The organism is Nocardia sp. NPDC050630 (assembly GCF_044457245.1).
In the GTDB taxonomy this organism is placed as follows: Bacteria; Actinomycetota; Actinomycetes; order Mycobacteriales; family Mycobacteriaceae; genus Nocardia.
Genome location: NZ_JBITGN010000005.1, coordinates 185637 through 199803 on the forward strand (window position 1 = coordinate 185637; position 14167 = coordinate 199803).

Sequence of the window (14167 nt, forward strand, 5' to 3'; positions counted from 1 at the left end):
AGCGGCCCGCCGCCGTCGAGGCATGGTGGCTACGGCGTGATGCCGTCGAATTGCATGACCCAGTAAGGATTGTTCGTGGTGGTATTCCACTGCGAGACATACAGGGTCACGTCGGCGGGCGAGGTGGAGCGGGGGTGAATGTAGCCGCCGTAGAGCTGGGGGAAGGAGCGGACCCAGAACTGCCACCACGGGACAGCACCGTAGATTTGCCGTTTCGCTCCGGTCCATACCCGGTCGATTGCCGGTGCGGTGCGGGTGGAAATGCAGTAGCCGCCGACGTCGAAGTAGGACATGACCCACGTTCCGGCAAGGTTTTTCACACTCAACTCCCCGATGGGGCCCATCCCGGCGAACAACGGGGTGGGTGTCAGGTTGCCCCATTGCCAGGCCGAGCCGTTGTAGCCCCAATACTCGTAGTCGGCGCGGCTGGCGATCTGCTGCCACGGCACGCGCATCAGGATCGGACCTCCTCGATTGTGGATGCGCCCCCACTCTTTCGACACGACATACAGGTAGCCGTCGCCGTTGTTGTTCCCGATGCCAGCGAAGGACTGCATCATGAACGGGCTCCAGCCGTCGTAGCCGTCGCTGCCGTCGTTGGGCCACACCATTGCGTAGTCCGTCCACGTGTCGCCGTCGTCGTCGGAGTAGGCGAGCGCGCAGAATAGCGCGCCGTACCGATCATTGGGCGCGTTCCAGTCGTGAACGCTGGTGTAGGTCAACCACGTTCGACCGTTCGGGTCGACGAAGGCGTCGTTGGGAATCCGGGTGACCTCGAACCCGTAGCCGTTGTCGGCGTTGTGGTTGTAGGTGAGGGCTTGTGTTGCCTGCGCCCCGCCGGGCGTTGCGGTGAAGGTGGTGGTGGCATCCGGAAGGTCGGGGCTGAACAGCAGGATCGGCGAGCCGAGCCATGCGCCGGAGCCTTGGCTGTCGCCGGTGAAGGTGTCACCGAAGACGAATCCCGACCGGCCCGGCTGGAAATGGCCGCGGTCATAGGGTATCCCGAGGTCGGCGCCACCCACCCCGAACTGCCTGGCCGTACTTCCGGCGTACCCGGTGATCGCGGTGCCCCAATGTTTCGACATGGGTTCTCACTTCGACTTATCCGGCGGCGAGGACGAATCGGGTCCATGCCGCGGCTCGGTTGGCGTTCTCGGTCCAGACCTGCTTGGTAATGAGGTCGATGGCATAGACACAGCCCTCGCGGACCCCACCGTTGTAGGTGGCGAACCATGCGGTCGGTCCGGCTTGCGGTGTGTCGCAGGCTGATACGTCTGCGAACGCCCCTTCCGGGAAGGTGATCTCGGCAACGGTGGCAGCGGTGAGAGCCGCCAGGGTGCCGCCCGCGGCGGCGGCCGTCGCCGCCGCCCGTACCTGTGGCACGCAGTCGGTGATCACGAAAAAGCGGCCGTTCGTGCTGGCGATTGTCGGCATGCGAATACTCCCTCGAAGGACTATCGAGTGGGTGGCTGGAACCCTGCGATATCGAGCTTCTGTCCGATTGCCGCGATCGCGTCGACGAGGGACCACCCGCCGAGTTGTGGCCAGCCGCTGCCTTGTACACCCCGCATCTGAATCCACTCGTCACGAATGCGACCGTCGGGGTCACGCGGCAGCGGTACCTGGGTCGGCCCCGGCGGTGCTGCGAACCCGGGCAGCCCGAGAGCCTGCCCGACGGCGGCGACACCGTCGACGAGGGTGTGATCCGCCAACTGCGGCCAGCCGTTGCCGCCGATACCCATGAATTGAATCCACATATCGGTCACCGGATCCGGCGCGACGACTCCGACACCGACCTGGTTGGCGAAGTCCTCCGGCGAGAATCCGTCGGCGGAGTTCATATCGCAGTTCCCGAAGGGCGGGGCGCCCTCGGGCAGGCCACCACCATATCCCTGACCGTCGGTGTACTGGTGGGCGATCTGACCGGGCAGGTTGGGATTTCTGCCGTAGCCGGCGCCGATCATATTGAGCCCATCCGGACGCACCGGCCACATGCTGTCGAAATCGGGCCGGTTCGCATAGCCGATGACCCGGCGGGTGGAGCCCAGCCAGTCGGCCAGCCGCCAGTAGGCGCGATTGATACCGTCGGACTGGTCCCCGCCGGGATTGCCGCCCGATTCCACATCGATCATGGAGATCATCCGCGGATGCGGGCCCCCTGCCTGGCCGACCATGCTCCGGTGGGTGTCGACGGTGTCGAGCCAGTTCGGCCGCCAATAGAAGTAGACGATGAAGCAGGCTATTCGCCCCTCGTCGGCGGCTCGGGCAGCCCAGGCATAGTTCGTGTAGAAGTTGTGGTCCCGGTAGGTCCCGTCGTTGGAGCGACACGAAAAGATCTGATACGGATAGGAATCATCGACCGGAACTTGGAACTCGGACACATCGGCGAAAAGGGAATCGACCATAATCCCCTCCAAGAGGTCGACCGGCCCACGGCGGGACCGGATCTCGGGTGATAGCTATCCATTCTCCGGGACCAGCCCTGCCACGTCATCGATAGTGCACTTCTCGTGACCGCGTCGTAATCGGCGGCGCCGCAACGAAACAGCTACTGGCCCCGGGCACCCGCCACGACGGCACGGACCCTCAGCTGGGCCGTAGTCACCTGCCCGGCACCGCACGCCGTCGCGGCGCGCTCGAGATACAGCGATGCGGTGTTGTCGGGCGGGTAGATTCGCAGCCCCGGCACCGTCACCGGTTGACACTGCTCGGTCGGAATGTTGCCGACGTTGACCGCGAACACAAGCGTCGACGCCTGGCCGCCGGGAGCCAACTGGACCAGGCCGGACGAGGCGCCCTCGCGGGCGGCAGCCGCACCCACAGGTGCGCTATCGGGGCCGGTGACATAGGAGACACCCGGGAAACCTTCGAGTACACACGGACCGGACCCGTTGTTGGTGAACACGATCGGGAAGGCGACAGTTCCGGCAGCCGCGGTTTCCGGTCCGAGACCGGCGGCAAGATCCGATGTCCGACATTGCGGTGCAACCGCATCCGAATCGCGCACGGACGACGTCCGGGCGGCCGACGATTCCGAAACCACATGCAGCGCCGGGCCCGGGCTGCTGCTCGTCGTATCCGGCACCGAGGGTTGCGAACCGCAACTGCTGACCGTCGCGACTGTAGCCGCAGTGAGCAGCCACCACGCCATCCGCCATCTCCTCACAACACCTCACCGTACTCCGCGAGCAGGCCGATGTGCAGCGGAAACGCCATCACCACAACCGGATACGCCACGCAGGATCGGTCACGGTCGACGGCGCGAACACCTCACCTGCCGACGCTGCCACGCATACCGCAGCTGACTGATCACTGAACAGGGCATTCCGCGTGCGATGTTCGGCGCGCGAACTTCGACCTTCTCCGACGCCGAGTACGCCTCGGCCAGCTTCACCAGCTGATCCGGCAGGCGAATTCCGGCGTGCGGGAACACAGCGAAGCCCCCGCCCGGGGTGAAGAACCGGGCGGGGGCGGTGTCCCCCAACGAACGCCGTTGGGTCTTCTTCGCTATCTACTTCGCCGGCGCAACGGGCGGCTGGTTGATAGTGGAGAAGTACTGGATGGCAGCGCCGATGGCCACCGGGGCGGTGATCAGGAGCTGGCCCGCGAGGGTGCCGAGGGCGCCGATCGCGACGATGCCACCGAGGCAGCCGATGGCGGCGGCCGGGATGAAGGCGCCGAAGAGGCCGACGATGGCGGCCGAGGCGACCGTCGCACCGGCGATACCGCCCAGGACGCAACCGACGGCGCCGCCGCCGATACCACCGATCAGGGTGCCGAGGGTAGCGCCCATAGTGATGGTGCTGGTCATGCGGGACCAGGCAGCCTGCTCACGGTCGTATTCGTTCTTCCACGGCGCCTTGTCCTCGAACGGCAGCGCGACCGGCTTGTAGGCCGCGTGCGCGATATCGAACTGCGGAGTGAGGGTGGCGGAGTGGTCGGCGATATCGGCCACGATCGGAAATTCGAAGTCGTCGACGCGGAACTTCAGCGGCATGCCGGTGAGCACGGTGCCGTTGCTCGCCTTGATCTTGAAGACGCCGTCCTCGACGACCATGTCGCCGCCATCGGTCTTCACAATGGACTGAGTGTCGGTGGCGTAGGCCGTGAATCCCACCGCGCCCTCACTGTCGGGCTGGGCGCCGGCGGTACCGGCGGCGATCCCGACGGCGGCGACCAATCCGGCGGCCACCGCAACGATTTTCCTCATCTTTACTTCTTTCCTCTCGATTTGTCTGGGAGGTTCGGGCACGCGAGCGCGCCATGCCGGTCGCGGTCAGCGCCGACAGCTCAGGGTTCGCCGGTCAGAGATCGAGGACGAGCACGTCCGATTTGGCCCGCGAAACGCACAGCATCATGGTGTTGCCGCAGGACCGCTCTTCGGTGGTGAGCACGGAATCGCGGTGGTCGATTTCGCCAGCGAGCACGGCGGTTTCGCAGCTGCCGCAGGTGCCCTCACGGCAGGAGGTGATAATGCCGATACCGGCGGCGTCGAGCACATCGGCAATGGACTCGTCCGCGCCGATGTGAAGAATTTCTCCGCTGCTTGCCAATTGGATTTCGAATGCGCCACACGGTGCGGTATCCGCTCGCGGCACGAATCGTTCTACAAATACATCCGAATGATGCAGAGCGCCTTCGGTTTCCACTGCGGCGAGCAGTGGTTCGGGTCCGCAGCAGTAGATGGCGGAACCAAGGTGGTCAGTGATAATGTCGGCGATCGGCAACAGTCCGTGTTGGTCCTGCGGCAACAGTCGCGCCTGCTGGTAGTTGAAGATCTCCTCCGCGAAGGCCATATGCGCCAGGGTGCGTCCGCCGTAGTACAGCTCCCACCGAGCGCCCGCGGCCCGCGCGGCGGACACCATCGGCAGGATCGGAGTGATTCCGATTCCACCGGCGATGAATACGTAACTTTCACGCTCGACAAGGCCGAAATTGTTGCGGGGGCGGGAAACACGAAGCACGGCGTCCGAACACGCCGTCTGGTAAAGGTATTCGGATCCGCCGCGTCCCCCGGGCTCGCGCAGCACAGCGATCCGCCAACGCAGCCGATCAGCGGGATCACCGCAGAGCGAGTACTGTCGCACCCCTGCGGCACCGACGGCAACGTCGATATGCGCGCCCGGCTCCCACGACGGCAGCTGCCCATCCGCAACCGGGGTCAGCTCGAGCGAGAACACTGCCTCGGCCTCGTCACGGCGGGCCGACACCCGTACCGGAAACTCCGTCATCTGGTCCCCTCGGCTATCTCGTCTTCGCGACTACCGTCGCCGAGAGACCACCGATTCGCACCGGACGAATGCGCAGTCGATTCGCACAATCGACGTTGACTATCGACCCGACTCGTACGCCGCCCGCCCACCGAAACTGACGCCATGAACACTGTGGCGCATGTGGTGGACAAGACCACCCAGTTCATACGTGACCAGGTAATTCCGGTGGAACGCGAGGTCGTCGTCGACGGGCGCGTCATGGACGACGCGCTGCGGCTCGAGCTACAGAAGAAAGCGAAGGAGGCGGGCGTCTTCGGCCCGCTGTCCGCCCCGGAGTACGGCGGGCTCGGCCTGGACACCCGCGCCCAGGCGCGGGTGTTGGAAGCGGCCGGTGCGAGTCTGCTCGGCCCGATCGCGGTGAACGCATGGGCGCCCGATGACGGAAATATCCACTTGCTCGCCCATGTGGCCGATGCCGAACAGCAGCAGCGCTATCTGGCCCCGCTGGCGGCCGGTGAGGTGCGTTCGGCCATTGCGATGACCGAACCCGCGCCGGGTGCCGGATCCGATCCCGGCATGCTGCAGACCGTCGCGGAGGAAACCGACGACGGCTGGATCATCAACGGCGCCAAGCATTTCACCACCGGCGCGCAGGGCGCCGCGTTCACCATCTGTGTCGCGCAGACCAGCGACGGACCCACCATGTTCCTGGTGGACCAGGACAATCCGGGGCTGAAGATCGGCCGACGGATGCCGACGCTCGATCACTCCAGTGCACCGGGCGGGCATTGCGAGATCGCTTTCGTCGACTGTGCGGTGCCGGATTCGGCCGTGCTGGGCGCGGTTGGTCAGGGACTCGTACTCGCCCAGGTCCGACTCGCGCCGTCGCGTCTGGTGTTCTGCATGAACTGGCTCGGCCTGGCCGTGCGTGCGCATCAGCTAGCTATCGAACACATCGGCACCCGAAAGTCTTTCGGTGTGCCGATCGCCGACCACGGTCTGGCGCAGGGACTCGTCGCCGATAACGAGATCGATATCGCCGCGGCACGTGGTGTGATCCGCACGGCGGCCGAGACCATCGACGAGCAGGGGCCGACGTCGTCGCAGGCGCGCCACGATGCGTCGATTGCGAAAACGTTTGTCTCCGAGGCAGTCTGGCGGGTACTCGACCGGGCCGTGCAGCTGCACGGTGGACTCGGTGTCTGCGAGGACTACCTGGTCGCCCGATTCCTGGTGGAGGCCAGGGCCTTCCGCATCTACGAGGGTCCGTCCGAGGTGCTGCGCTGGTCCATTGCCCGTCGCGCGCTGCGCAATCGCTGAAGGAGAGAGATGAATACAGTATCGCGAAGCGATTCCATGAGGGATGGCGGCCGGGTGACGGGTGGGCCAACGCATGAAATAGTCGGATTCGCCGCCGCCTATCCCGAACTCGATTGCGATGCGGTCGATTACGAATATCTGCGGACAGTATCGCGGGATATGGTGCCGTTCGGACGATACGTCGGCACCCTGATCACCGAGATCTCGCCGGAGCGCGCGGTCGTGGAGATTCCCGCCAGCAACAGCGTGCGCAACCACATGGGCACCGTGCACGCCGGTGCGCTGTTCACCGCCGCCGATATCGGTGGCGCGGCCGCCTTCGTCGGTGCGGCCGCCACGCGCCTGAACACCGTCGAGCGGCTGGTGCTGCGCGCGGGCACGGCGTCCTATCGCAAACCGGCGGTCGGTCGGATCCGCGCCATTGCCACCGTCGATCAGCGTGAACTCGCCGAGGTGCTGGCCGCCACCGCCTCGAACCGGTTCGAACTGTCCGGCAAGGCGTCGCTGCTCGATGACGCCGATGTGGTCGTCGCGAAGTTCACCTTCGACTACGTCTGCGATATCGCGATCACGGAGGCGCAGCAGTGACAAGCACCGCACCTCAGCAGGAGTTCAGCGCCTTGGAGTCGACTACGGTATCGACCGCCGATGGCGTCGAATTCACCGTGCGCTTCTTGGCCGGCAAGAAGTCCGATGCGCCGGTAGTGCTGATCCTGCCCGCCATGGCGATGAAAGCCAAGAACTACCTGAAGTTTGCCAAAGAGCTGCACGCCCAAGGCCTTTCGGTCGCAACCTGCGATTTGCGCGCACACGGTGAGGCGAGGCCGGAATTCGGGCTGCACCGCGATTTCGGCTACCGCGAGATGTTGGAAATCGATGTGCCCGCAGTGGTTTCCGCCGTGCGCAGGCGATTTCCGGAGGCGCCGATCCATCTGTTCGGGCACAGTCTCGGCGGCCAGCTCGCTCTGCTGTACGCCGCTGCCGAGCCCGACCAGGTCGCCGGAGTGACCGTCATCGGGACCGGCACGGTGTTCTGGTGGGCGTTCGGACCGCGCCGCTGGTTCGAGGCGCTGAGCCAGATCCAGTGGATCGGCTTGGTATCGCGCTGGAAGGGCCACTGGCCCGGCGGCGTACTCATCCCGGCACCGATGCCGGGCCGCGTGATGCGCGACTGGTCGATGCACTCGCTGACCAGCTACTACCGCCCGAAAGGTTCTGCGCGACAGTACAACACGCTGTTGCGCCGGATGACGTTGCCGGTGCTGGTTATCTCGCTGTCCGAGGATGTGCTCGGCCCGAAGTCCAACGTCGACTTCCTGGTCTCGCGGATGCCGAAGGCGCGGGTCACGCAGTGGCATATCGACGAGCATGCGCCGGTCGAGCACCGAGATCACTTCCAGTGGGTCAAGGATGCGCCGGCGATCGCGGCCCGGGTGGCGACCTGGGTCGTCGCGGGCGAGCTGCCGGTCTAGGAGATCTGGTGGCACGACTGCGCATCGAGCGGGTATCCAAGCACTTCGGCACGACCTATGCGGTGCGGGAGGTGAGCCTGGATATCGCCGACGGTGAGTTCATGGTGTTACTCGGACCGAGCGGCTGCGGAAAATCCACCCTGCTGCGGATGATCGCGGGTCTGGAGGATCCAACCGATGGTCGAATCCTGTTGGACGACACCGATATCACCCATCGGGCACCGCAGCAACGGGACCTGGCCATGGTGTTCCAAAGTTACGCGCTGTATCCGCATCTAACGGTGGCGAAGAATATCGGCTTCCCCTTGCGGGCACGCCGCACACCGCGCACGAAGATCGCCGCGCGAGTTGCGGAGGTGGCGACAGCGCTGGGGTTGGACGAGTTGTTGCGTCGCAGACCTGCCGCATTGTCGGGTGGGCAACGACAGCGAGTTGCCCTGGCACGCGCCATGGTTCGTGATCCAGGTGCGTTTCTGATGGACGAACCGCTGTCCAATCTCGATGCGAAATTGCGCAGTGCCACTCGGGCCGAACTGATATCGCTGCATCGCACATTGCGAGCGACGTTCCTGTACGTCACCCACGACCAAGTCGAAGCGATGACGATGGCGGATCGGATCGCACTGCTCAATGACGGTCAGGTGGAGCAGGTCGGCACCCCGACCGAACTCTACGACCGTCCACGCTCGACCTTCGTCGCCGGATTTCTCGGTGCGCCACCGATGAATCTGTTCCCCGCGACCGTCACCCAACGCAACGGTCGCCTGTTCCTGATCGCCGATGGCATAGACACCGAATTGGCCATCGCCGCAGCGGATTTCGACGCCGACATCGAGGTCATCGCCGGAATCCGCCCTGAACAACTGCGCATCGACTCGGCCGACGCCGCCATCCGCGGCCACGTACGGATGGTCGAGAACCTGGGTAGTGAGGAACTGATCCACTTCAGCATCGGCGAGCAGACACTGTGCGCCCGCGCACCGCGTCCGGCCGGAGTGCGCGCCGACGAACCGATCGGGCTGCGCGTCGATCCCGCGTACCTGCACTTGTTCCACCCGGAATCCGGTCTGCGCCTGACTTGGCAAGAGCCGCAGCGGGATTCGATGAGCGGCGGCACTGTTGTCGCCGTCGCCTGATTCGTAACAACCACCCTTCAGCGATGAGGAGAACCACCGTGAAACGCACCGTGCCCGTACTGGGCCTGGTGTTCGCAACCACCGTCGCGCTCAGCGCCTGCGGCGGACTCGGGAGCACCACCACCGACTCGAATGCCGACACCACCCAGATCCCGGAACTGAAGCCGGATCAGCAGGTGTCCATCGTGTTCGAGTCCTACAATTACGGACTCGCGGGGGCGTGGACCGACACCTTCAACGCGCTGATCGCCGATTTCAGCAAGAAGTACCCGAATATCAAGGTGACCGCGCAGAAGCCGCAGGGCAATAGCCCGAATCCGGCCACCGACACCATCTCCAGCATTCAGAACCAGATGGTCGCGGGCACCCCACCCGACGTCGCGCAGCTCGGCTTCAGCGATCTGGACTACACCATCCACCAGCTCGGCGCCAAGCCGCTGGACACGCTGGTTTCCAAGCAGGAAGTCCAGCACAACTTCGACGGCGCCAAGTATCCGTTCGCCCCGAAGGCGCGCACGCTCGCCGATTGGGACGGCCACACATACGGTGTTCCGTTCGTATTCTCCACGCCCGTCCTGTATTTCAATGCCTCGCTGTTCACCGAGGCCGGGCTCGATCCGGCCAAGCCACCCGCCACCTGGCAGCAGGTTTCCGACGCGGCCGCCGCGATCACCGCGAAGACCGGTAAGGGCGGTGTGTACATCGATTGCCTGACCAAGACGGCCAAGGACTGGTGTTTCCAGTCGATGGTGCGCTCCAATGGCGGCCGGGTCATCTCCGAGGACCGCAAGACGCTGTCGTTCGCGGACGCGCCCGCGGTCGAGGTCGCTCAGATGAGCAAGCAGCTGGTCGATTCCGGCAGTATGCCGAAGCTCAACCAGAAGCAGGGTTATGAGGCGTTCGCGCGCGGTGAGATCGGCATGATCCTGGAGACCAGCGCCATCCAGGGCACCTTCGTTACGGGCGCCAAGGACAAGTGGGATCTGCGAGCGGCACCCATGCCGAGCTTCGGCAGCAAGCCGACCGTGCCGACGAATTCCGGCGCATCGCTGCATATCCTGTCCAATGACCCGGCCAAGCAGCGGGCGTCGTGGGATCTCATCGCATTCCTCACCAGCGAGGACGCCTATACCAAGATCTCGCAGGGCATCGGCTATCTGCCGCTGCGACCCGGTTTGATGGACGATCCGAACGGGCTGAAGACCTGGTCGGAGCAGAATCCCTTGCTGAAGCCGAATGTCGCACAGCTGGCGAATATGGAGCCGTGGATCTCGATGCCGGGTACCAACTATCTGCAGATCCGTGACGGCATGATGGACGCGGTCGAGTCGATTGTGTTCCAGGGCAAGGATCCCCAGTCCACCTTGACCACCGCCCGGCAACGGGGCGCCGAACTCCTGCCCGCGTCATGAGCACGGTGACGGTCGTTCAGCTGACCGATACCCACATCCGAGCCAGCGGGGAGCGGGTGCACGGCAACATCGACACCTACGCCAACCTCACCCAGGTGCTACAGCAATTGCGGGCCTCGGGACAGCGCATCGACGCGCTGGTGTTGTCGGGGGATCTGACCGATAACGGTTCTCCGGAGGCATATCGGCGGCTGCGTGACGCGGTGGAGCCGGTGGCCGCCGAACTCGGGGCACGGACGGTGTACGCGATGGGCAACCACGACGAGCGCACGGCGTTCGGCATCGAGTTGCTCGGTCTCGAGTCGGTCGATCCGGACCTCACCCACGATCAGGTGGTCGACGTCGCCGGACTGCGGATTATCGCGCTGGACAGCAGCACACCGTGCAGGCACGACGGACGGCTCGAACCCGAGCAACTGGACTGGTTGACCGATCAACTGCGCGAACCCGCACCGCACGGCACCCTGCTGGTGCTGCATCATCCGCCGGTTCCGTCACCGGTCGCAGCAACCGAATATCTGCGGCTCGAGCAGCCGGAACTGCTCGGTGAGGTACTAGCCGGATCGGATGTGCGACTGATCATCTGCGGGCACAACCACCTCACGGGTGCGGCCGCCCTCGGCGGCATTCCGGTGTGGATCGGGCCCGCACTGGCCTATCGCATCGATACGATCGCACCGCTCGGACGGCACCGCGGCCTGACCGGTTTCGGTTACAGCCGAATCGATCTGCTCGGTACGACCCTGGTGGCCACCGCGATCGAGGCAACACCCGCCGAAACCGTCTACGACCGTGCCGAAGCCGATGTGCTCGAGCAGTTGGCCGCACTGGCCGCCGAGGCCAGGTAAATGTTTGCGGTCGAAACCCCAACTGCGGCATCGGATATCGTAACGATTCCGCAGACGCCTCGCCACGCCCGGTTCCGCAGGGCGGGGCGGTTCGTGGTGCCCTACCTTTACCTCGCGCCTGCGCTGTTCCTGCTGGTGGTGTGGATTTATAGGCCGCTGGTACAGGCGTTCGAGTTGTCCACCTACTCATGGAATCTCCTGCCGACCTCGCCGATGAAACCTGTCGGAACCGGCAATTACGAACGATTGGCGCAACTTCCGGCGTTCTGGGATTCGGTCGGGCGGACCGGTGTGCTGATTCTAGGCATGCTTCCGTTTACTGTTGTGCTGCCGGTATTGATTGCGCTGGCCAGCAGAAGGGTGCGGGCCCGGACCTTCTACCACGCCTTCATCTTCGTGCCGTTCCTGGTGGCTCCCGTCGCGGCAGCGGCGGTTTGGCGGTGGCTGTTGCATCCCGGCAGCGGCTTCGTCGACCAAGTGCTCGGCTCGGATCGCAACTGGGTGTACGACGCGGACACCGCGCACGCCGTCATCATCGGGATCACCGGCTGGCAGTTGCTCGGATTCGCTGTGCTGGTGGTGTGGGCCGGATTAGCCGGTATCAGTGGCGATTACGACGAGGCGGCGCAGGTGGACGGCGCGAGTCCGGGACAGATCCGGCGCTGGATCACTTTGCCGCTACTGTCCCCCACACTGCTGTTCCTGGTCCTGACCACCGTACTGCTCAGTCCGACATTGACCTTCCCGCTCATCGATTCGATGACACAGGGCGGTCCCGCGCAGGCCACCACCAATATCTACTACCTGCTGTGGGACTACGCCTTCCACAGTTTCGACGCCGGACTCAGTGCGGCGGCCGGCGTGCTGCTGTTCGCCGGATTCGGCGTAATCGCCGGGATCCTGGTCTGGATCTCGGAAAGGGTTGCCTTCCATGATGATTGACCGTCTGCGGACCGCGGGCAGCCATCTGCTGCTCGCGGCCACCGCCGTGGTGTGCGTCTTCCCCATCTATTGGCTCTTCGCCACCTCGCTGCGGCGGCCCGAGGACGTCACCTCGCTGTCCCCGCTCCCCTGGCCTATCTCCTTCGCCAACTACACCGATGCCGCCGAAAAGGTCGATGTAGTCGGCTTGATCGGCAATACTTTCTTCGTGGCGGCACTGTCCGCGGCAGGGCAGCTGCTGGTGGCGCTGCTGGCCTCCTACGCGTTCGCGATGTACACCTTCGCGTTCCAGCGGATCCTGTACCTCGCATTCGTCGGCACCTGGTTGGTTCCGTTCCAGGTGACGATGCTGCCGAACTACGTGCTGCTCACCCGGCTCGGACTGGTCAATTCCCTGATCGGCGTGGTTCTGCCGACCCTGTGCTCGGCCCTCGCGGTGCTGCTGCTGCGCCAGCACATGGCCAGCTTCCCCAAAGAGCTCGTCGCCGCCGCCAAAATCGACGGCCGCTCCTCCTGGTCCATCCTCTGGACCGTCGTCGTCCCCAACCTTCGCCCCGCCCTAGCCGCCCTGGCCATCTTGCTGTTCATCAACGCCTGGAACGAATATTTCTGGCCCGCAGTCGTTCTGCGCCAATCCAATAGCGTGCTGCAGCTGGGGTTGCGCAGTTTCATGGGTACCGAAGGAGATCAATGGGGGCCGATGATGGCATTGGCCAGTCTGGCCTGCCTGCCGGTGTTGCTGATGTATCTGCTGCTGCAGCGGCACATCGTGAACGCGTTCGTGCGGTCGGGGTTGAAGTAGCCCGAGCTGAAACTCAGTCGACGAGCACCCCGCCGGACAGATTGGCGATTGCTCCCGTCATGGATCCAGCTCGATCCGAAGCCAGGAACGCGGCCGTCTCCGCGATGTGGGACAGCGTAGGCAGCCTCTTCAGCAGCGTCGCCTGCGCCATCGCCCCGCCTTCGAGCAATTCCTGCACCGACTGCCCGGACGCTGCCGCGATGTGCCTGAAGAGGTCCCTGGTGTAGGAACCCGCTGCCGGCGCATCGACGACAGCGTGTGGACGGATACCGATGACCCGGATGTTGCTGGGCGCCAACTCGGCGGCCAGGTTCCGTGCGAAGGCCTCCTTGCCGGCCGCGCTCACACTGTGCCCCAAGATGCCGCCTACAGCCAGTTTGGCACCCGGCTCGGACAACGTCAGGATGACGCCGGGACGCTGGCGACCCATGTGCCGTGCCACAGCCTTGCTGGTAATGAACAGGGCTCGCAGAAAGCCGTCGATCGGCCGCATGAACTCCTCCAGCGAGAGGTCCGCGAGCAAAGTCCCTTGGTCGTGCATGACACTCACGGCGTTGAGGGCGATATCGATCTCGCCGACCGCCGCCGCGATCGCATCGGCGTGCTTTTCGACCGCCTGTTGATCGAAAACGTCAACTTGTGCGGTTTCGACTGTTCCGCCCATGGCGGCGATATCACGCGCCACGGTGTCGAGCTTCGCCTGCGTGCGCCCGGCGATGAAGACCCTCGCGCCCTCCCGGGCGAATACCCGTGCGATAGCGCCGCCGATAGCGCCCCCGCCGCCATAGATCACAGCGCTCTTGTCCTCGAGCAGCAAACCACTCATGTCCGATCACGTCCCATTCCATTAATAAGCAACCATTGGTTGCACATCACCCTGCCACGAAGACCGGAGACGCGCAACCTTTTGTTGCGCAATGGTGGCGAAGCGCATCGTGGGCGCAAACCCACACGGATCGTCGCGGCTGGCCGTCGGCCCGGCGACAACTCGGTCACGGTCTGGAGCGAAACAGGGTTCGCTG

15 protein-coding genes are annotated in these 14167 nt (G+C 64.7%); 8 read left to right on the forward strand and 7 right to left on the reverse strand.

Annotated features, from left to right (window positions below):
- Window positions 1-29 precede the first annotated feature (29 nt).
- From ACIBG0_RS15835 to ACIBG0_RS15860, 6 genes are all read right to left on the reverse strand, one after another.
- Window positions 30-1085 (reverse strand): DUF4185 domain-containing protein, encoded by a 1056-nt coding sequence (locus ACIBG0_RS15835; protein WP_397033026.1) that lies wholly within the window; start codon window positions 1083-1085, stop codon window positions 30-32.
- Between the two features lie 16 nt (window positions 1086-1101).
- Window positions 1102-1434 (reverse strand): hypothetical protein, encoded by a 333-nt coding sequence (locus ACIBG0_RS15840; RefSeq protein WP_397033027.1) that lies wholly within the window; start codon window positions 1432-1434, stop codon window positions 1102-1104.
- A gap of 20 nt (window positions 1435-1454) precedes the next feature.
- The gene (locus ACIBG0_RS15845; RefSeq protein WP_397033028.1) at window positions 1455-2405 is read right to left on the reverse strand and encodes a hypothetical protein; all 951 of its coding nucleotides are present in this window, start codon (window positions 2403-2405) and stop codon (window positions 1455-1457) included.
- A gap of 143 nt (window positions 2406-2548) precedes the next feature.
- Window positions 2549-3151, reverse strand: coding sequence for a DUF4232 domain-containing protein (locus tag ACIBG0_RS15850; RefSeq protein WP_397033029.1), 603 nt, complete (start codon window positions 3149-3151; stop codon window positions 2549-2551).
- Between the two features lie 360 nt (window positions 3152-3511).
- The gene (locus tag ACIBG0_RS15855; protein WP_397033031.1) at window positions 3512-4210 is read right to left on the reverse strand and encodes a hypothetical protein; all 699 of its coding nucleotides are present in this window, start codon (window positions 4208-4210) and stop codon (window positions 3512-3514) included.
- Window positions 4211-4304: 94 nt separating this feature from the next.
- Window positions 4305-5231, reverse strand: coding sequence for a PDR/VanB family oxidoreductase (locus tag ACIBG0_RS15860; RefSeq protein ID WP_397033032.1), 927 nt, complete (start codon window positions 5229-5231; stop codon window positions 4305-4307).
- 144 nt (window positions 5232-5375) lie between these two features.
- Between ACIBG0_RS15860 and ACIBG0_RS15865 the strand changes: the two genes are divergently transcribed.
- The 8 genes from ACIBG0_RS15865 to ACIBG0_RS15900 are packed head-to-tail and all read left to right on the forward strand — an operon-like array spanning window position 5376 to window position 13145.
- Entirely contained in the window at window positions 5376-6533 is a 1158-nt protein-coding gene (locus ACIBG0_RS15865) for an acyl-CoA dehydrogenase family protein (protein WP_397033034.1), read from the forward strand.
- Window positions 6534-6542: 9 nt separating this feature from the next.
- On the forward strand, window positions 6543-7121 hold the full coding sequence (locus tag ACIBG0_RS15870) for a YiiD C-terminal domain-containing protein (RefSeq protein WP_397033035.1): 579 nt from the start codon (window positions 6543-6545) through the stop codon (window positions 7119-7121).
- A complete protein-coding gene (locus tag ACIBG0_RS15875; protein WP_397033036.1) occupies window positions 7118-8005 on the forward strand; it encodes an alpha/beta fold hydrolase in 888 nt (295 codons plus the stop codon). The genes ACIBG0_RS15870 and ACIBG0_RS15875 overlap by 4 nt, the downstream gene beginning before the upstream one ends.
- 8 nt (window positions 8006-8013) lie before the next feature.
- Window positions 8014-9141, forward strand: a complete 1128-nt coding sequence (locus tag ACIBG0_RS15880; protein ID WP_397033037.1) for an ABC transporter ATP-binding protein — start codon at window positions 8014-8016, stop codon at window positions 9139-9141.
- A gap of 23 nt (window positions 9142-9164) precedes the next feature.
- The gene (locus ACIBG0_RS15885) at window positions 9165-10553 is read left to right on the forward strand and encodes an ABC transporter substrate-binding protein (RefSeq protein WP_397033038.1); all 1389 of its coding nucleotides are present in this window, start codon (window positions 9165-9167) and stop codon (window positions 10551-10553) included.
- Entirely contained in the window at window positions 10550-11401 is an 852-nt protein-coding gene (locus ACIBG0_RS15890; protein ID WP_397033039.1) for a metallophosphoesterase, read from the forward strand. The genes ACIBG0_RS15885 and ACIBG0_RS15890 overlap by 4 nt, the downstream gene beginning before the upstream one ends.
- Window positions 11402-12343, forward strand: coding sequence for a carbohydrate ABC transporter permease (locus tag ACIBG0_RS15895; RefSeq protein ID WP_397033040.1), 942 nt, complete (start codon window positions 11402-11404; stop codon window positions 12341-12343).
- Window positions 12333-13145 carry a carbohydrate ABC transporter permease gene (locus ACIBG0_RS15900; protein ID WP_397033042.1) on the forward strand — a complete coding sequence of 271 codons (813 nt, stop codon included), beginning with the start codon at window positions 12333-12335 and terminating at the stop codon, window positions 13143-13145. Before ACIBG0_RS15895 ends, ACIBG0_RS15900 begins: the two co-directional genes overlap by 11 nt.
- A gap of 13 nt (window positions 13146-13158) precedes the next feature.
- On the opposite strand, the gene ACIBG0_RS15905 is transcribed toward ACIBG0_RS15900, so the two are convergent.
- Window positions 13159-13971, reverse strand: a complete 813-nt coding sequence (locus tag ACIBG0_RS15905) for an SDR family NAD(P)-dependent oxidoreductase (protein WP_397033044.1) — start codon at window positions 13969-13971, stop codon at window positions 13159-13161.
- Between the last annotated feature and the right edge of the window lie 196 nt (window positions 13972-14167).